Source organism: Actibacterium sp. EMB200-NS6 (genome assembly GCF_001305615.1).
Taxonomy (GTDB): Bacteria; Pseudomonadota; Alphaproteobacteria; order Rhodobacterales; family Rhodobacteraceae; genus Actibacterium_A; species Actibacterium_A naphthalenivorans.
Genome location: NZ_CP010869.1, coordinates 1,301,711 through 1,325,300 on the forward strand (window position 1 = coordinate 1,301,711; position 23,590 = coordinate 1,325,300).

A 23,590-nucleotide genomic window follows, 5' to 3' on the forward strand; every position below is an offset into this window, starting at 1 on the left:
TTGCCGGGCCGGATCAGACCTGCATTTCTTTCGTGGCGCTCAGGGTTACCTCTGGATAGTCGCGTGCGATCCGGTCGATATCCCACTGCAGACGGGTCATGTAGACGATATCACCGTCGTTGTCGTGGCTGATATGGCCCTTGTTGGCGTTCACGAACTTGTCCACCGCCGCCTTCGGCCCGGTCACCCAGCGCGCGCTGGTGAACTGCGAGGATTCGAACCGCACCGGCAGCCCGTATTCCAGCTCGATCCGGCTGGCCAGCACCTCGAACTGAAGCTGGCCGACAACGCCCACCACGAAGCCCGACCCGATCGCCGGTTTGAACACTTTCGCAGCACCTTCCTCGGCGAATTGCATCAGCGCCTTTTCCAGATGCTTGGCCTTCATCGGGTCGCCTGCGCGGCAGTTTTGCAAAAGTTCGGGTGCGAAGCTTGGAATGCCGCTGACGCGCAGGGATTCCCCCTCGGTCAGCGTGTCGCCGATGCGCAATTGCCCGTGGTTGGGGATGCCGATGATATCGCCGGCCCAGGCCTCTTCGGCCAGCTCGCGGTCGGAGGCGAGGAACAGCACCGGGTTCGACACGGCCATCGGCTTTTTGGTGCGCACATGGGTCAGCTTCATGCCGCGCTGGAAATGGCCCGAGGCCAGGCGCAGGAACGCCACGCGGTCGCGGTGCTTTGGGTCCATGTTGGCCTGTACCTTGAACACGAAACCGGTGACCTTGGTCTCCTCGGGGGCGATCTGGCGCGGCTCTGCGGCCTGCACCTGCGGCTCGGGGCCATAGATACCGATGCCGTCCATCAGCTCCTTGACGCCGAAAGAGTTGATCGCCGATCCGAACCAGATCGGCGTCAGCGTACCCTCCAGCAGCGCCTGGCTGTCCATCGGCGGCAACAGCGCGCGCGCCATCTCGACCTCTTCGCGCAGCTTGTCCAGCAGGTCGGCGGGGATGTGCCGCTCCAGCAGCGGGTCGTCCAGCCCTTCGATCTTGATGCTCTCGGCCACCTTGTTGCGATCGGCGCGGTCCATCAGTTCCAGCCGGTCGCGCAGCAGGTCATAACAGCCCAGAAAATCGCGCCCGGTGCCGATCGGCCAGCTTGCCGGGGTCACGTCGATCGCCAGGTTTTCCTGAATTTCGTCGATGATCTCGAACGTGTCGCGGCTTTCGCGGTCCATCTTGTTGCAGAAGGTCAGGATCGGCAGATCGCGCAGCCGGCAAACCTCGAACAGCTTCTGCGTCTGGCTTTCCACGCCCTTGGCGCCGTCGATCACCATCACCGCCGCGTCCACCGCCGTGAGCGTGCGATACGTGTCTTCGGAAAAGTCGCTGTGGCCGGGCGTGTCCACCAGGTTGAAGCGGAAGTCGCCATAATCGAACGACATCGCCGAGGCCGAGACCGAGATCCCCCGGTCCTTTTCCATCTGCATGAAATCCGATCGCGTACGCCGTGCCTCGCCCTTGGCGCGTACCTGCCCGGCCATCTGGATCGCGCCACCATAGAGCAGGAACTTTTCGGTCAGCGTCGTCTTGCCCGCATCGGGATGCGAGATGATGGCAAAGGTGCGCCGCCGGGCGATTTCGGCGGGCAGGTCGGGGCGGTTTTTGGGTGCGTCCAGCATGGGGCCGGATATAGGCAAGCGGCGGCGGGCCAGCAATAGCGGAGCGGCGCGCCGTGCGAACTATCTGCAGCGCGGGCACCCCGTGCCGGGGTGCCCGCAGGTTCGGTTCAAGGGGCCTCAGATGAAATCGATGGTGTCGGCCAGCAGCTCCAGATCAAGCACCCCGTCAAGAGCGATGGTCCCCTTGCGGCCGAAGTCCAGAACCGTGTCGGGGCCGACGATCGAGGCGAACTGATCAACCACCTCATCGGCGGTCAGCGTGCCTTTCCACAGCCGGGTGTCGAGCTGCAGGATATCCTCATCCACCGAGAAATCGGTGATGAAATCGGTGCCTTCCTTTTTCATGAAGACGAAAGTATCGGCGCCCTTGCCGCCGGTCAGCGTGTCGACCCCCTTGCCACCGGCCAGCGTGTCGTTGCCGCCGTTGCCCTTCAGGGTATCTTTCTGGCCGCCGCCCTTGAGCACATCATTCCCGGAGCCGCCGATCAGTTTGTCGTTGCCGGTGCGCCCCAGCAGGATGTCGTTGCCGCCCAGCCCGCTGAGGCTGTCGTCACCGTCGAGCCCGTCCAGCGTGTTGGCGCCCTTGCTGCCGACCAGAATGTCGTCAACCTCCGACCCGATAACGCCTTCGATCTCGATCGCGGTGTCGCCCTCGGCATCGCCCTGGCGGAACACAGATTTCCCCAGTTTGACGATGACGCCAACGGTCGACAGGCTGTAATCCGCGAAATCCGTTCCCGCGCCGCCGTTCAGGATATCGGCGCCCACTCCGCCGTTCAGCGTGTCGCTGCCCGCACCGCCCCTGAGATCGTCATCACCGGCATCGCCGAACAGCTTGTCGGCGCCGCCCTTGCCGGAAATGATTTCGCGGCCGATGTCGCCAACCAGCGTGTCTTTCTTGTTCGACCCGAAGATCTTGGTGATGGGCAGATCGTCGTTCATGATCAGCGCGTTGCCGATCGTGTCATCCGTGCCGCCGGCAACCAGAGCAGCGGTGGCAACGGTGGGCGAGATCTTCAGCGAGAAGCTTTCATTGGCTTCGAATTTATCATCGCCGAAGACCGGAACACGCACATAGGCCACCGTCTGGCCGGGAAGAAACTCGACCGTGCCCGACGCCTTCTTATAGTCCTTGCGGGCGACGGCGCTGCCGTTCAGCGTCAGATAGTCGAACTGCATCACGGTATCGGCGGGCTCGGAGAGGCGAATCTCGAAGATGGCTTCGGTGTCACCGCCGGTGCCTTCCACGATTTCCGGGTCGCCGACGAAAACCGCGCGGCCGCCCTCTTCGATGATGCCGGTCACCTTGATCTTGGAAACGCCGCCCGCAAGCACCGCATTCACCGGGTCGGTCACTTCGATGATATAGTTTTCATCGACCTCGCCGGCGGTGTTGTCATGGTGGCTGACGTAGGCATACACCGTCGTCTGGCCGGCGGGAATTGTGTAGGTCTTCAACGTCTCGAAGGTCGAGTAATAGTTGAAATCGGCATCGGTGGCCAGATCCGCGGTCTGGCCGACCAGCCGCAGCGTCACCTGCACGTCGACCAGGGATGGCTCTGAAAGCCGGATCGCGTAATAGCCGTCTTCGCCTTCGGACCCCGCGCCGGGCTCCATCGAAAGCACGGGCAGGTTGGTGTCGGTGTCATCGTCGCGGATAGTGGCGATGCCGGTGGAATCCGCCACACCATTGTCGATCTTGCCGTCGGAGTTCTTGCCCGGCGTCACGACCAGAGAGAAATCCTCGAACTGTTCGATCCGGGTGTCGCCTTTCACGGGCACGCGCACCGTGGCGTAGGTCTGGCCGCTGACGAATTTGAGCGTGCCCGATTTCGCGGTGTAGTCGCTGCCGGCCAGGGCGGTTCCGTCTACCGTTGTGTAGTCGAGCCAGAGGTCGGTCGCCGCGGGGCGCGAGAGCTGAACCTCGAACACCGCATGGCTGCTGCCGCCGTCGCCCTCTTCGATCGTCGGGTCGCTGACGAACAGGCTGACGCCGGATTCCTCGATGATGCCGGTGGTGCGGATGACATCGGACCCGCCCGCCAGCGTGGCGTTCACCGGGTCGGTGACTTCGACAACGTAGTTTTCGTCAAGCTCGCCCGCGATACTGTCATGGTGGCTTACGTATACGTCCACCGAGGTTTGGCCTGCCGGAATGGTATAGTTCTTTACCGTCTCGAAGGTCGAGTAATAGTTGAAATCGGCGTCACTCGCCAGATCCGCCGTTTGCCCGATCAGGCGCAGCGTTACGGTTACATCGACGTTCGTGGCGGCGGAAAGCTGAAGCTCGAAATGGCCGTCATTCGCTTCGGTGCCCGAGCTGGGGTTAAGAGATACTTCTACCATGAATTTCTCCGGGGTTCTGGTTTCAATCAAATGGCTGGCGCTTTTAGAGCGCGTGCTAAGCAGGGAGGAACATTAAAATATTCCCGCGTCGCGGGGAGTTCACATAATGGGCGCGATTCTGTCAACATTTCGCCCCAATTAACTTTTCGCCCAATGGTTGCACGGGTAGACGAAAATCGATTTTGTATATGCATTGCATATCTAATTGATTTGCAATACGGTTTCAGAATGCCCCAAAACAGCAAAAATCGAGAGCCGCCAGCTCCTGAACGGCACTGTCATCGGAGGCGCAACAGTCTTGTGGCAATTCGTGAAAAGCCGGATTTCCCCGGTCTGGGGCGGGTGAGGCATCGGACGATCGCAACGAACAAGAGAGAGGCGCAGTGAAAACCGTACTAATCGCGAATCGGAAAGGCGGATGCGGCAAGACGACCGTGGCCATCAACCTGGCGGCCGCGCTGGCCGATGGGGGCTGGAAGGTGGCGCTGGCCGATGCGGATCCGCAGAAATCCTCGCTGCGCTGGCTGAAGCGGCGGCCGAAGGGGGTGGCGAAGATCACCGGGCTGGATTGGTCATCGCCGAAATCGCTGGGGGACGTGCCGAAGGGGGTGCAGTTCGTGGTGATCGACGCGCCCGGTTCGATCTACGACGAAGAGGCGCAAGAGCTGGTGGCTGAAGCCAAGGCGGTGATCACGCCGGTGATGCCATCGTTCTTTGATGAGGACGCGACCAAGCGGTTCCTGGCCGAGATGCAGGAGATCAAGCGCATCCGCAAGGGCAAGGTCGGGCTGGAATTGCTGGCCAACCGGGTGCGGCCGCGGGCGCGCGCGAACGCCCGGCTGGAGATGTTCTTTGAAAAGATCGGCCAGCCGCCCGTCGCGATGATATCCGAACGCGTGGCCTATGGCGATCTGGCGGAGCAGGGGCTGACGATCTTCGACCGTCCGCAGAAGGTGTATGATCCGATGCGGGCGCAATGGGCGCCGCTGATCCGGTCGCTGGTCTAGGCTCTTCCGACCGAAGGGTTTACCGGCCCGCGCGCGGCTTGCGGCGCGCTGTGACAAGAACAGGCGCGCCGGGGGCGTCCCTGCCATATTCGGCGCGCTGCGTGAGATCGGGGAACCTTTGCGAAACTTCCTGTGCCAGATCCTCTGGCAGGCGGCCCAGCGTGCGCTCGTTCAGCAGCAGGCTTTCGGTGGGGGTGCATTCGGCATAGATGATTTCATGCCGGTCGAAGATCAGGTGGAAATAGTCCACAAACCCGCCCTCGCGGATGAAGACCGCGCCGTCATCGACCAGATCGCGCGCCTTGACCATCACTTCGGCCGAACTGATCAGAAGCTGCGTGCCGCGCTGATAGATGAACAGCCGCTGGTCCTGGCTGACGATCAGATCGCTTTCATTCGAAAGCGTGCCCTTGGTCACGACCACCGGCGCGTAGGGGCCGATCGCGCGCACCGTGCGCCGGCCGATCCAGCGCAGTTGCTGGGCGCCATGGTCGCGGGTCAGAACCTTTTCGCCGATCCGCAGTTCCTCGACCGGGCATTGCCGCCCGTCCGACAGGGTGATCAGCGTGCCGCGGGTGAAGGCGACCGGGGTGATGTCCGTCAGCCGCACCTCGCCCGGGTCGGGCCTGGCGGTGACCAGGGCATAGGGCTCTCCCGGGGCGAGCGGCGCCATCGGCAGGAAATAAAGCGCGGCCTCGGGCCCGGCGTCCGGCATGTGGGTGATCAGCAACAGCTCCACCTTGTCGCCATCGGGCGCCATGAAGGTCAGCCGCCCGGTCAGCGACAGCGGGTCGCCCGGCGTGCCGATCTCCGACCCGCTCGCCACGCTGGGGGTCATGGCGCTGGCCTGCAGGAACCGGCCGGTGCCCGCCTGCGCGGCCTGAGCGTCGCGGATGGTCAGGGCCAGCGGCGCGGCCTCGGCCGCCAGCCTGTAGGTATCGCCCAGGCAAAGCTCGTCCAGCGGCATCAGGGGATCGCCGCTGTTGGCCCCGGCGACCGCCTGCAGATCGGAGGCGGAAAACACGTGCACCGAATAGCTTGGGGTGAACTCTGGCCGGGAGGTGTCATTCATCGCGGCGGTGTGCTCCATACATCGAGCTGTTCCATGATGCCGGGCCAGCCCCTGTGCCGCGCATAGTTTCAACTGGTTGAATATCCTTTGAAACTAACCGCGCCGCGCTGGCCCGTCAATCGAGGGGCTGCCGGTTGCCGCTGGGGCGTTGGCCGGGCGCAACAGATCACATGCGCGGGCAGCCGGCCATCGTGGGCTTTTCCCCGGCCGGGCGGAGTGATACCGACAACCCTGTGCCGGAACAAGGGAGCAGACGGATGGAACTGGGAATTGCCGGAAAGCGCGCATTGATCTGCGCGTCGTCAAAGGGGCTGGGGCTGGGCTGTGCCCGCGCGCTGGCCGAAGCCGGGGCGAACATCGTGATGAATGCCCGCGGCGAAGAGGCGCTGGCCCTGGCGGCCGAGGGTATCCGCAGCACCTGCGAGGTCGAGGTCACGGCCGTGGCCGCCGACATCACCACCGAAGAGGGGCGCGCGCAGGTGCTGCAGGCGGCGGGGATGTCGATATCCTGGTCACCAACGCCGGCGGGCCGCCGCCGGGCGTCTGGTCCGACTGGGACCGGGAGGATTTCATCGCCGCGCTGGACGCCAACATGCTGACCCCGATCGCGCTGATGAAGGCGTTGCTGCCGGGCATGATTGACCGGGGCTGGGGCAGGGTGGTCAACATCACCTCGCAATCGGTCAAGGCGCCGATCGCCGCGCTTGGCCTGTCGAACTCGGCTCGTGCCGGCCTGACCGGCTATGTCGCCGGCACGTCGCGCCAGGTGGCGCCCTACGGCGTGGTCATCAATAACATGCTGCCGGGCATCCATGCCACCGACCGGGCCGTGGCGCTGGATACCGGGGTGGCCCAGCAAGAGGAATTGACGCTGGAACAGGCCCGCGCGCGGCGGGAGCAGAGCATCCCCGCAGGCCGCTACGGAACGCCAGAGGAATTCGGGGCGATGTGCGCCTTCCTGTGTTCGCAGCACGCGGGCTTCATCATCGGCCAGAATATCCTGCTGGATGGCGGTGCCACGAATGCGACGCTGTGACAGGCGGGCAAGGCTTGCGGCAGGGCTTCGGGGTTGATATTTCCGAACAAATCCCGATTTTTTCGCTCGGGAATGAGGTGAGGCAGCGGTGAGCGACACGACCCCCCGGCTGGAAATTCGGAACATCACCCGGCGCTTCGGCGGCCGGGCGGTGGTGGATGACGTGTCGCTGGCGGTGATGCCTGGGCAGGTCACCTGCCTGCTGGGCCCGTCGGGCTGTGGCAAGTCCACCACGCTGCGTATCATCGCTGGCGTCGACATGCAGGACGAAGGCACGATCTTTGTCGACGGCGCGCTGGTCTGCGACACGATTTTCCGGGTCCCGCCCGAGGGCCGCTCGATCGGGTTGATGTTTCAGGATTTCGCGCTGTTCCCGCATCTGAGCGTGGCCGATAACGTGGCCTTCGGGCTGAAGGGCCCCAAGGCGGCCCGGCGCGCCCGTGTCGAAGAGCTTCTGGCGCGGGTCGAGATGCTGCGCTTCATCGACGATTATCCGCACGAGCTTTCGGGCGGCGAGCAGCAGCGCGTGGCGCTGGCCCGCGCCCTGGCGCCGCGCCCCGGCATCATGCTGATGGACGAGCCGTTTTCGGGGCTCGACAACCGCCTGCGCGACGATATCCGCGACCAGACCCTGAGTGTGCTTAAGGAAGAGGGCGCCGCGGTGCTTCTGGTGACGCATGAGCCGGAAGAGGCGATGCGCATGGCTGACGAGATCGCGCTGATGCGCGGCGGACGGATCGTGCAGCAGGGCGCGCCCTACAACATCTACAACGCGCCCGTGGACAAGGCCGCCGCCGGCTTCTTTTCCGACATCAACGTGATCCGCGGCCGGGTTCACGGCTTTCTGACCGATACCCCTTTCGGGCAGTTCATGACCCCGGCCGTGCCCGAGGATACCGAAGTCGAAATCATCATCCGGCCGCAGCATCTGAAGATCGAGTTCGACCGTAACGGGGTCGGCCCCGCGCCGACGCCGGAAAACGGCGCCGCCGCGCGCGCCGTCGTCGACCGGGCCCGGTTCATGGGCAGCGAAAGCCTGCTGGAATTCCGGATGGAATATGACGGCTCGATGCTCAAGGCCACGGTGCCGGGCGTCTTCCTGCCCAAGCCCGGCACGCCGATGTGGCTGATGATTCGCCGCGAACGGTGCTTTGTATTTCCCGCGACCGGCAGCACGCAATCCCGCCCGGCGGGTTAACCGCCGACCTTGCGCGGCGCCCCGGTGGCCGGATCGGTGCCCATATAGGGCTTGGCGGCCACTTTCCACGCTGCGAAACCGCCATCCAGATGGGCGATCCGGTCATGGCCCGCGGCCAGATACTGTTCCGCCACCTTGCGAGAGCGCACGCCCGAGCCGCAGTGAAACACGATCTGCCGTTCGTCGGTTTGCGGCGGCATGAAGGCCGGATCGAACCCGGCCATCGGTGCCAGCAGCGCGCCGTGGATGTATTCGAACATGTATTCCTGCGGCGTCCGCACGTCGATCAGAATGATCTTGCCGTCGCGCAGTGCCTGCTCGACGTCATCGACCGTCCAGTGTTCCAGGGTTTTGCCGCCAATGTCTTCGGTATGCATGTTTCACGTTCCTTTGCCAGTGACTCGTTCGCGCCCATAGGCCCCGTGTAGACGCGCCCGCGCCGCAACAAAAGCGCGCAGCCTGCGGCCTGCCGCCGCGCTTATGGGGAATTCTGCAAGAAATCCGGTATCTGCGGCGGAATGGGGCTTTGATCTCCCCTTCATAACTCATAAATGTGTTTGACAGATTTCAAAACGGGTGTCCGGGCGAACGGCCCCCAAGGGAGAAGACCATGCTGAACAATATCGGCCTTCCCGGCCTGCTTCTGATCGCCGTCGTGGTGCTGGTGCTTTTCGGCCGCGGCAAGATTTCTTCGCTGATGGGCGAGGTCGGCAAAGGCATCACCGCGTTCAAGAAGGGCGTGAAAGACGGCAGCGAAGAGATTGAGAACAATCTCGAAAGCGCACGGGATGTCACGCCCGAAGCCACCGAAAAGGACAAGGTGTAAGCGCGCCAGCGCCGCACCGGGGGCGGGACGCACATGTTTGATCTCGGCTGGACCGAACTTCTGGTCATCGGTATCGTTGCGCTGATCGTGGTGGGGCCCAAGGACCTGCCCGGCATGTTCCGCACGCTGGGCCGGTTTACCGCCAAGGCCCGCAACATGGCGCGCGAGTTTCAGCGCGCGATGGACGATGCCGCCGACGAGGCCGGCATCAACGAAGCGACCAAGAGCCTGAAAGACATCGCCAACCCGCGCAAGATGGGGCTGGACGCGATCAAGGACGCCGCCGACAAGTTCGAGAAATGGGAGCCGAAAGTGCCCTCGGCCACCGCAAAAGGCCCCGCGACCGCGGCACTGAGCGAAGAGCGCGCCGAGGCGGCGGCGAAGATCAAGCAGGCCGCCGCCGAGAAGGCCAGCGCCCGGATCGCCGCCGAAGAAGCCGCGAAAACCGCCGAAGCCGCCCCGGCGCCCAAACCTGCCGCCAAACCCGCCGCAAAGAAATCCGCGGCCCGCAAGGCTCCCGCCAAGAAAACGCCCGCCAAAAAGGCCGTGAGCAAGAAACCGGCGGCGAAAACCGCCGCCAAACCCCGCGCCAGCCGCAAGGCCGCCGCGAAGAGTGACGACGCATGAGCAACGCCGACGAGATCGAGGATTCCAGCGCTCCGCTGATCGAGCATCTGGCAGAGCTGCGCACGCGGCTGATCCGCGCCGCGCTGGCCTTCATCATCGGCATGGTGATCTGCTTTTCGGTGGGCCGGTATATCCTGGATTTCCTGCTGATCCCGATCGAAGACACGATGCGGGATCTCGGCAACCCCAACCCTGTGATGCAATACACCGCACCGCAGGAGTATTTCTTCACGCTGATCCGGATTTCGATGGTCGGCGGTCTGGCCCTGTCGTTCCCGGTGATCGGCTATCAGCTTTGGCGCTTTGTGGCGCCGGGCCTTTACAAGGCTGAAAAGAATGCCTTTCTGCCGTTCCTGATCGCCTCGCCGCTGCTGTTCCTGTTGGGCGCCGCCTTTGCCCAGTTCGTGGTCGTGCCGCTGGCGATGGCGTTTTTCCTTGGTTTCGCCGATCTGCCCTCGATGGTGGCCGCTTACGTGGCCGGCACCGAAGGGGCGGAGGTTGCGGCGGGCACGGACCGGGGCATCGACATCGTGTTCAACGGCAAGGTCAACGAAACCCTCGATATCACGCTGAAAATGATCGTCGCCTTCGGGGTGTGCTTTCAGCTTCCGGTGTTGCTGACGTTGATGGGCAAGGCCGGGCTGACCTCTGCCGCCGGGCTGCGTTCCGTGCGGAAATATGCCGTGGTGGGCATTCTGACCGTCGCCGCGCTGGTCACGCCGCCCGATGTCACCACGCAGGCGATTTTGTTCGTGGTGGTCTACGGTCTCTACGAGATCTCGATTTTTCTTGTCGCCTGGGTAGAGCGCAAGCGCGAGGCCGATCTGCGTGCCCAGGGGCTGTGGTTCGAGGACGACGAAGATGAAGAGCCGGAGGCCGCAGAGGATGCCGCCGATGCGTTCGATCCCGAAGCCGCCGCCGATGATCCGCTGCTCAAAGAGTTCGAAGAAGAAGATGACGAAGACGGCGAGGACAACAAACCCGCATGAGTGACGGCGACACCCTGACCCGGATCGCAGCGGCGCTGGAGCGGATCAGCCCGCCCGCCGCCGCAGCACCCGATTTCGCCACCGCCGATGCGTTCGTCTGGCATGTTTCGCCGGATCGCCTTGCGCCGGTCGGGTCGGTCAACCGGGTCGAGCTGGGGCTGCTTCTGGGCATCAACCGCGCCCGCGACACGCTGCTGGAAAACACGCTTCGCTTCGCGCGCGGCCTGCCGGCCAACAACGCCTTGCTCTGGGGCGCGCGGGGGATGGGGAAATCCTCGCTCGTCAAAGCCGTCCATGCCGAGGTTCTGCGCCAGGGGCATGCGCTGAAGATCGTCGAGGTGCAGCGCGAAGACCTGCCGTCGATCGGGCGGCTGCTGACCCTGCTGCGCGGTGCCGACGCGCGTTTCCTGCTGTTTTGCGACGACCTGTCGTTTTCCCACGACGATCAGCACTACAAATCTCTGAAAGCGGTTCTGGATGGCGGGATCGAGGGGCGGCCCGACAATGTGGTGTTCTATGCCACCTCCAACCGCCGCCACCTGATGCCCCGCGACATGATCGAGAACGAGCGTGGCAGCGCCATCAACCCGTCCGAGGCGGTGGAAGAGAAGGTTTCGCTTTCCGATCGTTTCGGGCTGTGGCTGGGCTTTCACCCCTGCGATCAGGACGAGTATCTGGCGATGATCCGCGGCTATTGCGATGCGCATGGGCTGCAGATCGACGATGCCACCCTGCGCGCCGAGGCCATCGAATGGCAGGCCACCCGCGGCAGCCGTTCGGGCCGGGTGGCGTGGCAGTATTTCACGGATCTGGCCGGGCGGCGCGGCATAACGCTCTGACCGCCGCCGCCGGGCTTTGGATCAGTTGAGATAGCTCATCGGATCGACGCTTTCGAAGCCTTCGCGCACCTCGAAATGCAGAAACGCCGGATCGCTGGCGCGAACGGTGGCCACTTGCTGGCCGCGCGTCACCGTATCGCCCTTGGCGACGCTGATATCGGCGATGTTGGCATAGACAGTCAACAGGTTGTCGGAATGGCGCAGCACAAGGATCGGCACCTGATCGGTGTCGCGGGTGATGGCGGCCACGGTTCCGGCTTCGGCTGCCTTGATCGCGGAGCCGGCGGGGGCGGAAATGTCGATACCGTCGTTCTTCTTCTTCTCGTAGCCACGGAAGATCTGGCCCTCCACCGGGAAGGCGAGGCGGGCGGTGACGGTCTTTTCCTCTTCCAGATCGGGCGAGGGCGGCGGCGTGACGGGGGCCGCGGCGGGGGCGGTCTGCTCATCGGGCAGCGGGCGTGCGGCGGTGGGCGGCACCGGAATGCGCGAAATCGCCCCCGGCGGGGTTGTCGTTTCGGGGGGGGCCGGGGCGGCGGCCGTGGTGACGACGGGGATCAGCAGATACTGCCCTTCGCGCACCGAAAGATCGGGGGCGAGCCCGTTCCAGTCGGCCAGAGACCGCACCGACACGTTGTAGAGCCGGGCGATGGAATAGGCGGTTTCGCCACGCTCCACCCGGTGGCGGATCGGTTCGGCCTGGGTGGCGGTGGCCGGGGTGGTGGTCGTGGCGGGCGTGATCGCCCCGTCGGCGCGTTCGATGGCGCCCCCGGCCAGCGTGGTGATGTCGATCGTATCGTCCGGCGCGGTTTCGCGGGCACTGGCGGGCAGGGCCAGAAGCTCGCCTTCGCGCAGCGCGACATCCTGCGGCAGCCCGTTGAACGTGGCCAGTTCGCCGGCCGGCAGCCCGACACGGGCGGCCACATCGGCCACGCTGTCGCCGCGCCGCGCCACGGCCACCTGATAGTTGGGGTAGGAGATCACGCCGCGCGCATCCGGCGCGGGCCGGGGGGCCGTCTGCTGGCGCACCGCGTCAGAGGTGTTGGCATCGTTGCTGCGCAGGTCCAGGTCGAAGTCCTGGCAGGCGGCAAGCGCCAGAACGGAACAGCCCAGGGTCAGGGCGCGCAGGCGGGGGCGTCGGCGGGCTGTCATGGCTCACTCCTCAATCGCGGGCCCCGTGTTGGTCCGGGCACTCCGCTGTGGTCCGTCATTCCTGTCCGAGCCCTTCGACCAGCGGCACGAACCGCACCGGCCGAAGCTCGTCATACTCAAAACCATGGGGCGTGCGCGTCACCCTGATCAGGCTTTGCACCGTATCCGACTGCCCCACGGGCAACACCATGATACCCCCCTCGCGCAGCTGCGCCAATAGGGGGCCGGGCGTATCTTCGGCCGCGGCGGTCACCAGAATCCGGTCGAACGGCGCCTGTTCGGGCAACCCGTGCGACCCGTCGCCCAGGATCGCGGTGACATTGGTCAGATCCAGCCGGTCGAAATGGCGCTGCGCCTCTTTCACCAGCCGGCGGTGCCGCTCCACCGTATAGACCCGCCGCGCCAGCTTGCTGAGGATCGCGGCCTGATAGCCGGAGCCGGTGCCCACCTCGAGCACCTTGTCACGCGGCCGCACGTTCAGCGCCTGGGTCATCAGCCCGACCACCGAAGGCTGGCTGATGGTCTGACCACAGGCGATGGGCAGCGGCATATCCTCATAGGCGCGATCGGCGAACAGGCCGCCGCGCACGAACTCGCCCCGGTCGATTTCCTCCATCGCCGTCAGAACACGCTTGTCCGTCACGCCCTTGGACCGGAGCGCGTAGAGAAACTGCATCTTCTGTTCGGCGGTTCCGCTCATTCCAGCTGGTCTTTCAGCCAGGCGATCGTGTCATGCGCCGTCAGATCCGCGCGCATCGGCGTGACCGAGATATACCCCTCGAGGCAATCGCTGACATCGGTGCCCGGCGTCGTCGGGTGGTGTTGCGGGCCGCCCTTGATCCACAGAAACTTGCGGCCCGAGGGTGACATATGCGGCTCCACCCCGAAAAAGCAATCCTGGCGATAGCCCTGCGGGCTGACGCGCAGCCCCATCACCTTGTCGCCGGTGATGGGCGGAAAGTTGACGTTGTAGAAGATGCGGTAATCCTCGCCATCCCACAGCCCGTTGTTCAGCAGGTTGCGCACCGTGGCGGCGCCATGCGCGGCGGCGGCATCGAACTGGAAATTCTCGCGATAATTCTGCGGGCCCATGTATTGCGACAGGGCGATGGCGGGCAGCCCCTGCAGCGCCGCCTCCATCGCGCCGCCGATCGTGCCGGAGTAAAGCGCATTCTCGCCCGCGTTGTTGCCCCGGTTCACACCTGAAAGCACCAGGTCGGGCCTTGCGTCGGGCATCACATCGTAAAGCCCGGCCAGCACGCAATCGGCCGGAGAGCCTTCGGCGGCGAACCGGCGCGGGCCAAGCTCGGCGATCATCATCGGATGGGTATAGGAAATCTTGTGCGCCACGCCCGATTGCTCGAAGGCGGGCGCCACTGTCCAGACCTCGCCGCCGGGGCCGGCAATCTCCTGGGCGATGGCCTCGAGCACTTTCAGGCCGGGCGCGTTGATACCGTCGTCATTTGTGATGAGAATGCGCATGGATGCCTGCCGCTGTTGCCGTTGCATCCTCAATAGTAGAGGCGGGGCAGGGCGGCAAGCGGCGGCGGCCCGATTCGGCGGCCCTGTGCCCCGTCGCGGGATTGGCGGTGAGCTTCGGGCTATCCGCCTGCCTGTTCCAGTTCCATCACGGCGGCCAGCAGGCGCGCGGCCTGATCGGCGGGCCGGGCCAGTACGGTGCGATCCTCGCCCGGATAGAACCGGGCGCGGGTGGCGGTGGCCATGGGCGCGGGCGTAAAGCTGATCACGCGCGGCCTAGCGGTCTTGGCGGTTTCGGCGGCCCAGCTTGCGAACAGCGCCCGTTGCGCCGATTTCGCGGCGGCATAGGCGGCAAGAAACTTGCCCGCATTCGGATCGTCCACATGCACCGCCGTTCCGGCCCCCGAGGCCTGCAGCAGCGGCGAGATGAAGGGGATCAGGATACCCGGCGCGGTGATGCCGGTGGCCACGACCTTTGCCCAGTCCTTTTCGTCCAGATGGTCGGCCGGCGTCATCGGCGGCACGTGGATGGCGGTATGCACCCACAGATCAAGCCGCCCCCAGCGATCATGGATCGACCGGCACAGATGGCGCATCGCATCGGTTTCGGTCACGTCCATCGGCGCCAGCGTGGCATGGCCGCCGCGCGCCTTGATGCGGTCGTCCAGTTCTTCCAGCGCGCCCACGGTGCGGGCCACGGCGATGACATGCCAGCCCTCGGCGGCCAGTTCTTCGGCCACGGCGGCGCCAAGCCCGCGCGAGGCGCCGGTGATCAGGGCAATCTTTTCGCTCATTCCGCCGCCTTCAGCTCGAACCCGTTCGCGATCATGTCGCTCGGCGCCACCGGGTATTCGCCCGAGAAGCAGGCATCGCAATATTGCGGCGCCTCGGAGTTGCGGCCCTTTGCTTCGCCCACGGCGCGGTACAGCCCGTCGAGCGAGATGAACTTCAGGCTGTCCACCTCCAGATAGGCGCGCATCTCTTCCTCGGACATGTTCGCGGCCAGAAGCTTGCTGCGCTCGGGCGTATCGACGCCGTAAAAGCAGGGCCACGCGGTGGGGGGCGAGGCGATGCGGAAATGCACCTCGGCCGCACCGGCATCCAGGATCATCTGCTTGATCTTGCGGCTGGTGGTGCCGCGCACCACCGAGTCGTCAACCAGGATCACCCGCTTGCCCCTGATCAGCGCGCGGTTGACATTGAGCTTCAGCCGCACGCCCATGTTGCGGATCTGCTCTGTCGGTTCGATGAAGGTCCGGCCCATATACTGGTTGCGGATGATCCCCATCGCATAGGGGATGCCGCTTTGCTGGCTGAACCCGATGGCGGCCGGCGTGCCGCTATCGGGTACCGGACAGACAAGATCAGCGTCGACAGGGGCTTCCTTGGCCAGTTCCACGCCGATCGCATGGCGCGTTTCATAGACCGAACGCCCGCCAAGAATGCTGTCGGGGCGCGAGAAATACACATGTTCGAAGATGCAGAACCGCGGCTTTGTGCGCTCGAAGGGCTGAAAGCTCTCCACGCCCTTGTCCGCGGAAATCACCACCATCTCACCAGGGGCGATCTCGCGGATGAACTCGGCCCCGAGGATATCGAGCGCGCAAGTCTCCGACGACAGAACCCAGCCGTCGCCGAGCCTGCCCAGAACCAGCGGGCGCACGCCCAGCGGATCGCGCACGCCGATCAGCTTGGTACGGGTCATCGCAACGATGGAAAACGCGCCCTCGACCCGGCGCAGCGCATCCTTCATCCGTTCGGGGATGTTGCGCTGCAGCGAGCGGGCCATCAGGTGGATGATACATTCACTGTCCGACGAAGACTGGAAGATCGAACCGCGCTCGATCAGCTCCTTGCGCAGGGCGTTGGCGTTGGTGATGTTGCCGTTGTGGGCAATCGCCGCGCCGCCCATGGAAAACTCGCCGAAAAAAGGCTGAACGTCGCGAATCTGCGTCTGCCCCTTCGATCCGGCGGTGGAATAGCGCACATGGCCGATGGCAAGCGGCCCGGGCAGGGTGTCCATCAGGCTGGCCTTGGTGAAATTGTCGCGCACATATCCGAAACGACGGGCGGAGTTGAAGCCGACCTCGGGGTCGTGAGACACGATGCCGCCGGCCTCCTGCCCGCGATGCTGAAGCGCATGCAGGCCGAGGGCCACGAAATTCGCCGCATCGGTCAGGCCGATCGCGCCGAACACGCCGCATTCCTCTTTCAGTTTATCGTCGTCGAACGGGTGGCTTGGGGGCATCTCGCGCATTTCAGCGGGGCTCCGAATCCGATAGGGACAAGTTGTTCTTTCCTTAGTGCCTCTGGCGGGCGGTGTCACGAAAGGATCACACTTTGTGAAACACGCCGGCGGTGTGATGCGGTTTTGATCGAAAGACAACCCGTCATGGTGGGGTCAGGGTCGTTTTGGCGCAGGGCCTGCACGGGGGGTGGCGCTATTCGGGCAAGCCGCACGTTCCCACCAGCGCGTCATAGCGGTTCGTCAGCCAGCCCAGGGCATCTTCCGGGTCGCGCTCTTCGATCTTGTCGGTCAGCTTGGCGAACACGCTGGCCGAACGGCTGTCATCGACCATCGGCAAAGGCTCTGACGTGACAACGGTGTTATAGGCGAAGAACGCCACGGCCACCAGAACGATGCCGCGCAGCACGCCGAACAGAAACCCGAGCCCCTGATCCACGCCACCAAGGGCGGAGCGTTGCACGACCGAGGAAAACAGGGGCGCGAAGATCGACACCACCACAAGCGCCACCGCGAAGACGGCGGCGAAGGCGGCGATGATCGAAATTTCGCAACTGTCGGCGATGAACTCGCCCAGCACCGGCACCTGCTTGATCAGCGGTTCGACCGCGGGCGCGAAGACAAAGGCCAGAAACGCGGCGGCCACCCAGCCCAGGATCGCCATCGCCTCGCGCATCAACCCGCGCGAATAGGCCAGGATCGCCGACAGCACGACGACCACGGCCACGACCGCATCAATAATGGTGAAACCTTCCATGCCTCGCTCCTTCGGGGGATTAGCCGGCCCCGAACATATCTCCAACAAATTCCGCCAGATCCGCCATCTCGCGCAGCTTCAACCCGGCGTTCCCCCCCGGCTTTCCGCGCGCAGGAGCGATCGCCTGTGTGAAACCAAGTTTTCGCGCTTCTTTCAACCTGTTTTCGGTCTGGCCCACGGGGCGCAGGGCGCCCGACAGGCTGATTTCGCCGAAAATCACCGTATCGGCGGGCAGGGCCACATCCTCGCGCGCGCTCAGCAACGCGGCGGCGACGGCCAGATCGGCGGCAGGTTCGGTAACCCGCATCCCGCCGGCCACGTTCAGAAACACGTCGAGCCCGGTAAAGGGAATGCCACAGCGCGCCTCGAGCACCGCAAGCGTGGTCGACAGCCGCCCGGCGTCCAGCCCCACCACGGTGCGACGCGGGGTGCCCAGCGGCGATGGCGCGACCAGCGCCTGAATCTCGGTCAGCACCGGGCGGGTGCCCTCGATCCCGGAAAAGACCGCCGAGCCGGGCACCGGCTTGTTGCGATCCGACAGGAACAGGGCCGAAGGGTTCGCGACCTCGGCCAGCCCGGCGCCCGTCATTTCGAACACGCCGATCTCATCGGCGGGGCCGAAACGGTTCTTGACCGCGCGCAGGATGCGGAACTGATGGCCCCGCTCGCCCTCGAAATAAAGCACGGTGTCGACCATATGCTCGACAACGCGGGGGCCCGCGATCTGCCCGTCCTTGGTGACATGCCCCACCAGAATGACGGCGGTGCCGGTGCGTTTGGCGAAGGTCACCAGCTCATGGGCGCAGGCCCGGACCTGAGAGACCGAGCCGGGGGCGCTCTCCACATTGTCTGCCCACATGGTCTGGATCGAGTCGATGATCGCGAGCGCCGGGCGCTCCGCGTCGAGCGTGGTCAGAATGTCGCGCAGGTTGGTTTCGGTCGCCAGTTTGAGCGGCGCATCAGCCAGCCCCAGACGCTGCGCGCGCATCCGGATCTGCGCGCCGGCCTCTTCGCCCGACACGTAGATGCAGGGTAGGCCGGCCCGCGCAAAGCTGGCCGCGGCCTGCAGCAACAGTGTGGATTTGCCGATACCCGGATCGCCGCCCACCAGAATGGCCGAGGCGGGAACAAGCCCGCCGCCGAGCACCCGGTCAAGCTCCGACAGGCCCGATCCGGTGCGCGGCGGCGGCGGCTCGCGCGACGACAGATCCGTCAGCGCGATCGCCTTGCCCCGCGCGCCCCCCAGCGATTTCGCGGCCGGGCCGGCGGAGAGCGGCGCCTCTTCGACAATGGAATTCCACGCGCCGCACGCATCGCAACGCCCGGCCCATTTCTTGTGAACCGCGCCGCAGGACGTACAGGTGAAGGAGGTTACAGGTTTTGCCATCCGCGCCTTTCTGCCCGACTGCCGCGCCCGGATCAAGCGGCAGACGGGGGCGCCGCCCCCGCGCCCCGGATCGGATCCGGGGCTTCCCCCGGGATATTTCGCCCAAAGCAATTGAAACGGAGAGCGCCCTGCCTCAGGCAAGAGACAGGGCGCCTTGCTTTGGGCGGTCATCGGCGTCCCCGCCTGTACCGCGGCCCCCTTCTCGCACCAAATCCTTTTGCTTTGGTTAAAATATCCCCGCCGGAGGCAAACCCGCGTCAGCGGGTTTTGTTGTCACCGCGCCCGAAACCGGCGCTCCGTCAGGATCGACAGGGCAAGTGAGGTCAGAATGCAGAAGCTCAGCAGGTAGAGACCCCAGGCGATTTCGATCTTGCCCACGCCCACGCCCTTGGCGATGACGATGTAAAGCGCGATCAGAAACACATCCGCCATCGCCAGCTTGCCCAGCAGTTGAACCGGCGCCAGAAGGCGGGGTGGGGCCAGGCCGAACTGGATCAGCGCCAGCCCCAGGGTTTTCAGGTAGGGGGCCAGCAAGGCGAAGAGCGCTACGACGAGGGCCAGGAAGACATCCGTGCGCCACAGGCTCTGCAGGCCCGACATCACCGAGATGTCGCTCATCCCGAAAAGCGGCAGCAGGCCGGCGCGCAGGAGCGGGGCGAACCAGGCGACCGGGAAAAGGAGGAGAAGGGCGAGATTGGCCAGCCGGAGCCGCGCCATCAGCGCACCGCCTCGATCGGCCCCTCTGCGCGGCCGTGGATGAACTGGTCCAGATAGGGATCACCCGAATTGTCCAGCCGGCTGACCGGCCCGGACCATTTGATCACCCCGTCATGCAGCATCGCCACGTCATCGGCGATGGCGCGGACCGAGCTCATGTCATGGGTGATGGTCATCGCCGTGGCGCCCATTTCCACCACGATCTCGCGGATCAGTTCGTTGATGACGCCGGCCATGATCGGGTCCAGGCCGGTGGTGGGCTCGTCGAAAAAGATGATATCGGGATCGGCGGCGATGGCACGGGCCAGGCCCACGCGTTTCTGCATGCCGCCCGACAGCTCGGCCGGGAAGAGATCAGCGACAGAGGATTTCAGCCCGACGCGGCGCAGCTTTTCGATCGCGATCGCGCGCGCCTCGTCCTTGGGGCGCTTCTGCGACCCGCGCAGCAGGCGGAAGGCCACGTTCTGCCAGACACTCAGCGAGTCGAACAGCGCGCCGCCCTGAAACAGCATTCCGAAGCTGGCGAGGAATGCGTCGCGGTCGGCCTTGGTCACATCCTGCCCGTTCACCAAGATCTCGCCCGCGTCGGGCTTCACCAGCCCGAGCACACATTTCAGCGTCACCGATTTGCCGGTGCCCGAGCCGCCGATGATGACCATGCTCTTGCCCTTGGGGACGGTCAGATCCACCCCGCGCAGCACCTTGTTGGCGCCGAAGGCCTTATGTATTCCGCGAAGCTCGATCATCCGGTGAAAAACAGTTCTGTCAGAATGTAATTGGAGGCCAGGATGAAGACCGAGGCCATGACGACCGCCGTTTTCGTGGCCCGGCCCACGCCCTGCGCGCCGCGGTTGGAATGCATGCCGTAGTAGCAGCCCACCAGCGCGATCAGGCATCCGAACACCGCGCCCTTGATCATGCCCGAGGTGACATCCCAGGTTTCGAGGAAATCCACCGTATTCTTGAGATAGGCCGCGCGGTTGAAGCCCAGCCGCTCGGTTCCTACCAGATACCCGCCGAAAATCCCGATGATATCGCCCAGGCCGACCAGGACCGGCATGGTGATCGTGGCTGCCAGCACCCGCGGGGCGGTCAGGTATCGCATCGGGTTGGTTGACAGGGTCACCAGCGCGTCGAGCTGTTCGGTCACCTTCATCGTGCCGATCTCGGCGGCGATGGACGAGGTGACGCGCGCCGCCACCATCAGCCCGCCCAGCACCGGGCCAAGCTCGCGCGTCATGCCGATGGCGACAATCGAGGGGACAACGGATTCGGCCTGAAACCGGCTGCCGCCGGCATAGACCTGAATGGCCAGCGCCGCGCCGGTGAACACCGCCGTCATGCCCACCACCGGCAGGCTGAAATACCCGATGGTCAGCAGCGCATGGCCGAATTCGCGGAAGTAGAAGGGAGGCGAAAACATCGCCGCCAATGCGCGCAGGAAGAACAGCGTGGCCCGGCCGATCTCGGCCAACAGCCGCAGCGTGGACCGGCCGATCCCGGCAACAGTGTCAATCAGCATCAGCCCGCACCCCCTGTGTACAGTCGTTTGTAGCGCCCGCCCAGCGAGGTCAGGATCTCATATCCGACCGTGCCGGCCGCATCGGCCAGGTCATCCACCGATTGGTCCGGTCCCAGGATATCAAGCGCCTTTGGCGCCGCGGTCAGGTGCGAAATATCCACCGTGATCAGATCCATCGACACGCGCCCCACGATCGCGCAGGGCACGCCGTCGAAAAACAGGTGGCCGGTGTTGCCCATGGCGCGGATCAGCCCGTCGGCATAGCCGCCCGAAACGGTGGCGATCACCCCCGGCTCTTCCGCGACCCAGGCGCTGCCGTAGCCCACGCTCTCGCCCTGTTCCACTTCGCGCGTCTGGATCACCGGAAGCGAAAGATGCGCCACCGGCGTGGCGTCTTCGAAGGGCAGCCCGCCGTAAAGGCCGATGCCGGGGCGGGTCAGATCGAAGTGATAGTCTTCGCCCAGCAGAATGCCGCCCGTCGCGGAGAGCGAGCGGGGCACGTCGATGCCGTCGGTCATGGCATGGAACATCTCCAGCTGCTGGCGGTTCTGCGCGTGGTCGGGCGTGTCGGCGCAGGCTAGGTGGCTCATCACAAGCTTCGGCCCGGCGGTCAGCGCAACTTCGGCCACGGCGGCCCATTCGCCGGGCTCCATGCCCAGGCGGTTCATGCCTGTGTCGAGCTGAATGCCGAAGGAGGTGCCGGCCAGCGCCTCGAAATGCCGGGTCAGCTGATCCACCGAATTCAGCATCGGGATCAGATCCAGATCACCCAGCATGTCGGCATCGCCGGGCATGTGGCCGCCGAACACGTAGATCTCGGGGGCGCGCCCCAGAACCTCGCGCAGGGCGGCGCCTTCCTCGGCCACGGCCACGAAAAACCGCCGCGCCCCGGCCCGGGCCAGCGCCCGTGCCACCTGCGCGGCACCCAGGCCATAGCCATCGGCCTTGACCACCGCACCGGTTTCAACGCCACTGCCGGACGCCTTGTCCAGCGCCTGCCAGTTGCGCACCAGCGCGTCGAGATCGATCGTCAGAGAACCAGTAGCCATGGGCGAGGTTTCGACCGGCACGCGGGCAAGGTCAAGCGGAAACCGGCGCGGCGCCGCGGGCGGGGCTCACTGGAACCCGTCGCCGCCGCCGGCGCCTTGCTGCCAGGGTTTAACGAGATTGCCGAAACGGGTGAAGCGCCCCTCGAAGCTCAGCTCGACGGTGCCGATCGGGCCATGCCGCTGCTTGCCGATGATGACCTCCGCCTTGCCATGCAGCGCCTCCATCTCCTCCTGCCACTTGGCCATGCCTTCCAGATTGTCATCACCCGGTTTTTCGCGCTCTTTGTAATATTCACCGCGATAGACGAACATCACCACATCGGCGTCCTGCTCGATCGAGCCGGATTCGCGAAGATCCGAGAGCTGCGGCCGCTTGTCCTCGCGGCTTTCGACCTGACGCGAAAGCTGCGACAGGGCGATCACCGGGATATCCAGCTCCTTGGCGATGGCCTTCAGGCCCTGGGTGATTTCCGACACCTCGTTCACCCGGCTGTCCTTGGCGGTGGCCGGGCGCACAAGCTGCAGATAGTCGACGATCAGCACATCCAGCCCGTGGGTCCGCTTCAGCCGCCGCGCACGGGCGGCCAGCTGGCTGATCGGCAGGGCGGGGGTGTCGTCAATGTACAGCGGGCAGGCCTCCAGCTGCTTGGCGGCATCCACGAAACGGCGGAACTCGGCCTCCGTCATGTCGCCGCGGCGAATCTGCTCGCTGGGCACTTCGGAGGCTTCGGAAAGAATACGCGCGGCCAGCTGCTCGGCGCTCATCTCCAGCGAATAAAACCCCACGACCCCGCCTTCGACCGCGCCCTCGGTGCCATCGGTCAGCGTGCCCTTCTTGTAGGCCTTGGCGATGTTGAACGCGATATTGGTCGCCAGCGAGGTCTTGCCCATCGACGGGCGCCCGGCCAGGATCAGAAGGTCGGACCGATGCAGCCCGCCCAGCTTGCGGTCCATGTCGACCAGCCCGGTGGACACCCCGGCCAGGCCGCCCTCGCGCTGAAAGGCGGCATTGGCCACGTTCACCGCATCGGTGACGGCCTTCAGAAACGACTGAAACCCGGTTTCCGCCTGCCCCTGCTCGCCCAGCTTGTAGAGCGCCTGCTCGGCCTCGACGATCTGGGTCTTGGGCTCGCTGTCCACGGCCACTTTCGCGGCCTTGCCCGAAATATCCTGACCCAGCCGGATCAACTCGCGCCGGATGGCGAAATCATAGATCATCTGCGCATAGTCACGCGCCGCGAAAGACGAAATCGCCGCCCCGGCAAGACGCGCCAGATAGGCCGGCCCGCCCAGCTCCTTCAGCCCTTCGTCATCTTCCAGAAAGGATTTCAGCGTGACCGGAGAGGCCAGCGCGTTCTTCTGAATCCGCGCCGCGGCAATCTCGTAGATCCGGGCATGCACCGGCTCGTAGAAATGCGCCGGCTGAAGAATGGACGCGATCCTGTCATACACATCGTTGTTTGTCAGAATCGCGCCCAGGAGCTGCTGCTCAGCCTCTGTGTTATGCGGCAATGTGCCGCTGCTCTCACTGCCCGAGTCTTCCTGCCGGATCGCTGCGATCTCGTTCATCTCTTGTCCCTGTCGCCCGTGAAGAGGGGGTATAGGCTCAGCCAACATCTGCAATCAATCTGGATATCCTGTGGATATCCTGTGGGGAAAAGGCGTAGCTTTCACCCGGGCTCATATTGAGGCCGACAAAGCCTCCGCGTCAACATATAGTGGCG

22 protein-coding genes and 1 pseudogene are annotated in these 23,590 nt (G+C 64.9%); 7 read left to right on the plus strand and 16 right to left on the minus strand.

Annotation, left to right across the window (positions count from 1 at the left end):
- Window positions 1-13: 13 nt before the first annotated feature.
- Together TQ29_RS06435 and TQ29_RS06440 are read right to left on the minus strand one after the other, a co-directional pair.
- Window positions 14-1,621 (minus strand): peptide chain release factor 3, encoded by a 1,608-nt coding sequence (locus TQ29_RS06435; RefSeq protein WP_054538484.1) that lies wholly within the window; start codon window positions 1,619-1,621, stop codon window positions 14-16.
- 117 nt (window positions 1,622-1,738) lie between these two features.
- Entirely contained in the window at window positions 1,739-3,967 is a 2,229-nt protein-coding gene (locus tag TQ29_RS06440) for a Calx-beta domain-containing protein (RefSeq protein WP_054538485.1), read from the minus strand.
- A gap of 383 nt (window positions 3,968-4,350) precedes the next feature.
- Here TQ29_RS06440 and TQ29_RS06445 point away from each other — a divergent pair, with 383 nt between their 5' ends.
- The gene (locus TQ29_RS06445; RefSeq protein WP_037208807.1) at window positions 4,351-4,974 is read left to right on the plus strand and encodes a ParA family protein; all 624 of its coding nucleotides are present in this window, start codon (window positions 4,351-4,353) and stop codon (window positions 4,972-4,974) included.
- Window positions 4,975-4,993: 19 nt separating this feature from the next.
- On the opposite strand, the gene TQ29_RS06450 is transcribed toward TQ29_RS06445, so the two are convergent.
- The gene (locus tag TQ29_RS06450; protein WP_082386733.1) at window positions 4,994-6,046 is read right to left on the minus strand and encodes a Hint domain-containing protein; all 1,053 of its coding nucleotides are present in this window, start codon (window positions 6,044-6,046) and stop codon (window positions 4,994-4,996) included.
- Between the two features lie 257 nt (window positions 6,047-6,303).
- Between TQ29_RS06450 and TQ29_RS06455 the strand changes: the two are divergent.
- Both TQ29_RS06455 and TQ29_RS06460 read left to right on the plus strand, forming a co-directional pair.
- A pseudogene (locus TQ29_RS06455) lies at window positions 6,304-7,082 on the plus strand (SDR family oxidoreductase).
- 88 nt (window positions 7,083-7,170) lie between these two features.
- Window positions 7,171-8,280 (plus strand): ABC transporter ATP-binding protein, encoded by a 1,110-nt coding sequence (locus TQ29_RS06460; RefSeq protein ID WP_054538487.1) that lies wholly within the window; start codon window positions 7,171-7,173, stop codon window positions 8,278-8,280.
- Here the strand turns inward: TQ29_RS06460 and TQ29_RS06465 are convergent.
- Entirely contained in the window at window positions 8,277-8,657 is a 381-nt protein-coding gene (locus tag TQ29_RS06465; protein WP_054538488.1) for a rhodanese-like domain-containing protein, read from the minus strand. The two genes, TQ29_RS06460 and TQ29_RS06465, sit on opposite strands and share 4 nt — an antisense overlap.
- 233 nt (window positions 8,658-8,890) lie before the next feature.
- On the opposite strand from TQ29_RS06465, the gene TQ29_RS06470 reads away from it, so the two are divergent.
- The 4 genes from TQ29_RS06470 to TQ29_RS06485 are packed head-to-tail and all read left to right on the plus strand — an operon-like array spanning window position 8,891 to window position 11,561.
- Window positions 8,891-9,106, plus strand: a complete 216-nt coding sequence (locus TQ29_RS06470; protein ID WP_037208815.1) for a twin-arginine translocase TatA/TatE family subunit — start codon at window positions 8,891-8,893, stop codon at window positions 9,104-9,106.
- 33 nt (window positions 9,107-9,139) lie between these two features.
- A complete protein-coding gene (gene tatB, locus TQ29_RS06475) occupies window positions 9,140-9,733 on the plus strand; it encodes a Sec-independent protein translocase protein TatB (RefSeq protein WP_054538489.1) in 594 nt (197 codons plus the stop codon).
- Window positions 9,730-10,722, plus strand: coding sequence for a twin-arginine translocase subunit TatC (tatC, locus tag TQ29_RS06480; protein WP_054538490.1), 993 nt, complete (start codon window positions 9,730-9,732; stop codon window positions 10,720-10,722). The genes tatB and tatC overlap by 4 nt, the downstream gene beginning before the upstream one ends.
- Window positions 10,719-11,561: an ATP-binding protein gene (locus TQ29_RS06485; RefSeq protein ID WP_054538491.1), complete on the plus strand. Its 843-nt coding sequence runs from the start codon at window positions 10,719-10,721 to the stop codon at window positions 11,559-11,561. Before tatC ends, TQ29_RS06485 begins: the two co-directional genes overlap by 4 nt.
- A 21-nt stretch (window positions 11,562-11,582) precedes the next feature.
- Here the strand turns inward: TQ29_RS06485 and TQ29_RS06490 are convergent, their stop codons facing one another.
- From TQ29_RS06490 to TQ29_RS06545, 12 genes are all read right to left on the minus strand, one after another.
- The gene (locus TQ29_RS06490) at window positions 11,583-12,710 is read right to left on the minus strand and encodes a peptidoglycan DD-metalloendopeptidase family protein (protein WP_157445527.1); all 1,128 of its coding nucleotides are present in this window, start codon (window positions 12,708-12,710) and stop codon (window positions 11,583-11,585) included.
- Window positions 12,711-12,765: 55 nt separating this feature from the next.
- Window positions 12,766-13,410: a protein-L-isoaspartate(D-aspartate) O-methyltransferase gene (locus TQ29_RS06495; protein WP_037208824.1), complete on the minus strand. Its 645-nt coding sequence runs from the start codon at window positions 13,408-13,410 to the stop codon at window positions 12,766-12,768.
- The gene (gene surE, locus TQ29_RS06500) at window positions 13,407-14,192 is read right to left on the minus strand and encodes a 5'/3'-nucleotidase SurE (protein ID WP_037208827.1); all 786 of its coding nucleotides are present in this window, start codon (window positions 14,190-14,192) and stop codon (window positions 13,407-13,409) included. The genes TQ29_RS06495 and surE overlap by 4 nt, the downstream gene beginning before the upstream one ends.
- Before the next feature lie 119 nt (window positions 14,193-14,311).
- On the minus strand, window positions 14,312-14,983 hold the full coding sequence (locus TQ29_RS06505) for an SDR family oxidoreductase (RefSeq protein ID WP_054538492.1): 672 nt from the start codon (window positions 14,981-14,983) through the stop codon (window positions 14,312-14,314).
- Window positions 14,980-16,437, minus strand: a complete 1,458-nt coding sequence (purF, locus tag TQ29_RS06510; RefSeq protein ID WP_054540352.1) for an amidophosphoribosyltransferase — start codon at window positions 16,435-16,437, stop codon at window positions 14,980-14,982. Before purF ends, TQ29_RS06505 begins: the two co-directional genes overlap by 4 nt.
- 193 nt (window positions 16,438-16,630) lie before the next feature.
- Window positions 16,631-17,191 (minus strand): CvpA family protein, encoded by a 561-nt coding sequence (locus TQ29_RS06515; protein WP_037208834.1) that lies wholly within the window; start codon window positions 17,189-17,191, stop codon window positions 16,631-16,633.
- 19 nt (window positions 17,192-17,210) lie between these two features.
- Entirely contained in the window at window positions 17,211-18,578 is a 1,368-nt protein-coding gene (gene radA / locus TQ29_RS06520) for a DNA repair protein RadA (RefSeq protein ID WP_054538493.1), read from the minus strand.
- Between the two features lie 273 nt (window positions 18,579-18,851).
- Window positions 18,852-19,295, minus strand: coding sequence for a paraquat-inducible protein A (locus TQ29_RS06525; RefSeq protein WP_054538494.1), 444 nt, complete (start codon window positions 19,293-19,295; stop codon window positions 18,852-18,854).
- On the minus strand, window positions 19,295-20,041 hold the full coding sequence (locus tag TQ29_RS06530; protein ID WP_054538495.1) for an ABC transporter ATP-binding protein: 747 nt from the start codon (window positions 20,039-20,041) through the stop codon (window positions 19,295-19,297). Before TQ29_RS06530 ends, TQ29_RS06525 begins: the two co-directional genes overlap by 1 nt.
- Window positions 20,038-20,817: an ABC transporter permease gene (locus tag TQ29_RS06535; protein ID WP_157445528.1), complete on the minus strand. Its 780-nt coding sequence runs from the start codon at window positions 20,815-20,817 to the stop codon at window positions 20,038-20,040. The genes TQ29_RS06530 and TQ29_RS06535 overlap by 4 nt, the downstream gene beginning before the upstream one ends.
- Window positions 20,817-21,866 carry an alanine racemase gene (gene alr, locus TQ29_RS06540; protein ID WP_054538496.1) on the minus strand — a complete coding sequence of 350 codons (1,050 nt, stop codon included), beginning with the start codon at window positions 21,864-21,866 and terminating at the stop codon, window positions 20,817-20,819. The genes TQ29_RS06535 and alr overlap by 1 nt, the downstream gene beginning before the upstream one ends.
- Before the next feature lie 66 nt (window positions 21,867-21,932).
- Window positions 21,933-23,435, minus strand: a complete 1,503-nt coding sequence (locus TQ29_RS06545; RefSeq protein WP_037208844.1) for a replicative DNA helicase — start codon at window positions 23,433-23,435, stop codon at window positions 21,933-21,935.
- Between the last annotated feature and the right edge of the window lie 155 nt (window positions 23,436-23,590).

Coding starts and splice junctions, on each gene's coding strand:
- TQ29_RS06465 (WP_054538488.1), bottom strand. CDS start 8,657: ATGCATACCGAAGACATTGGCGGCAAAACCCTGGAACACTGGACGGTC.
- TQ29_RS06525 (WP_054538494.1), bottom strand. CDS start 19,295: ATGGCGCGGCTCCGGCTGGCCAATCTCGCCCTTCTCCTCCTTTTCCCG.
- TQ29_RS06495 (WP_037208824.1), bottom strand. CDS start 13,410: ATGAGCGGAACCGCCGAACAGAAGATGCAGTTTCTCTACGCGCTCCGG.
- TQ29_RS06490 (WP_157445527.1), bottom strand. CDS start 12,710: ATGACAGCCCGCCGACGCCCCCGCCTGCGCGCCCTGACCCTGGGCTGT.
- radA (WP_054538493.1), bottom strand. CDS start 18,578: ATGGCAAAACCTGTAACCTCCTTCACCTGTACGTCCTGCGGCGCGGTT.
- TQ29_RS06450 (WP_082386733.1), bottom strand. CDS start 6,046: ATGAATGACACCTCCCGGCCAGAGTTCACCCCAAGCTATTCGGTGCAC.
- alr (WP_054538496.1), bottom strand. CDS start 21,866: ATGGCTACTGGTTCTCTGACGATCGATCTCGACGCGCTGGTGCGCAAC.
- TQ29_RS06530 (WP_054538495.1), bottom strand. CDS start 20,041: ATGATCGAGCTTCGCGGAATACATAAGGCCTTCGGCGCCAACAAGGTG.
- TQ29_RS06470 (WP_037208815.1), top strand. CDS start 8,891: ATGCTGAACAATATCGGCCTTCCCGGCCTGCTTCTGATCGCCGTCGTG.
- TQ29_RS06515 (WP_037208834.1), bottom strand. CDS start 17,191: ATGGAAGGTTTCACCATTATTGATGCGGTCGTGGCCGTGGTCGTCGTG.
- surE (WP_037208827.1), bottom strand. CDS start 14,192: ATGCGCATTCTCATCACAAATGACGACGGTATCAACGCGCCCGGCCTG.
- TQ29_RS06435 (WP_054538484.1), bottom strand. CDS start 1,621: ATGCTGGACGCACCCAAAAACCGCCCCGACCTGCCCGCCGAAATCGCC.
- TQ29_RS06440 (WP_054538485.1), bottom strand. CDS start 3,967: ATGGTAGAAGTATCTCTTAACCCCAGCTCGGGCACCGAAGCGAATGAC.
- purF (WP_054540352.1), bottom strand. CDS start 16,437: ATGCCCCCAAGCCACCCGTTCGACGACGATAAACTGAAAGAGGAATGC.
- TQ29_RS06505 (WP_054538492.1), bottom strand. CDS start 14,983: ATGAGCGAAAAGATTGCCCTGATCACCGGCGCCTCGCGCGGGCTTGGC.
- TQ29_RS06535 (WP_157445528.1), bottom strand. CDS start 20,817: ATGCTGATTGACACTGTTGCCGGGATCGGCCGGTCCACGCTGCGGCTG.
- TQ29_RS06545 (WP_037208844.1), bottom strand. CDS start 23,435: ATGAACGAGATCGCAGCGATCCGGCAGGAAGACTCGGGCAGTGAGAGC.
- tatB (WP_054538489.1), top strand. CDS start 9,140: ATGTTTGATCTCGGCTGGACCGAACTTCTGGTCATCGGTATCGTTGCG.
- tatC (WP_054538490.1), top strand. CDS start 9,730: ATGAGCAACGCCGACGAGATCGAGGATTCCAGCGCTCCGCTGATCGAG.
- TQ29_RS06485 (WP_054538491.1), top strand. CDS start 10,719: ATGAGTGACGGCGACACCCTGACCCGGATCGCAGCGGCGCTGGAGCGG.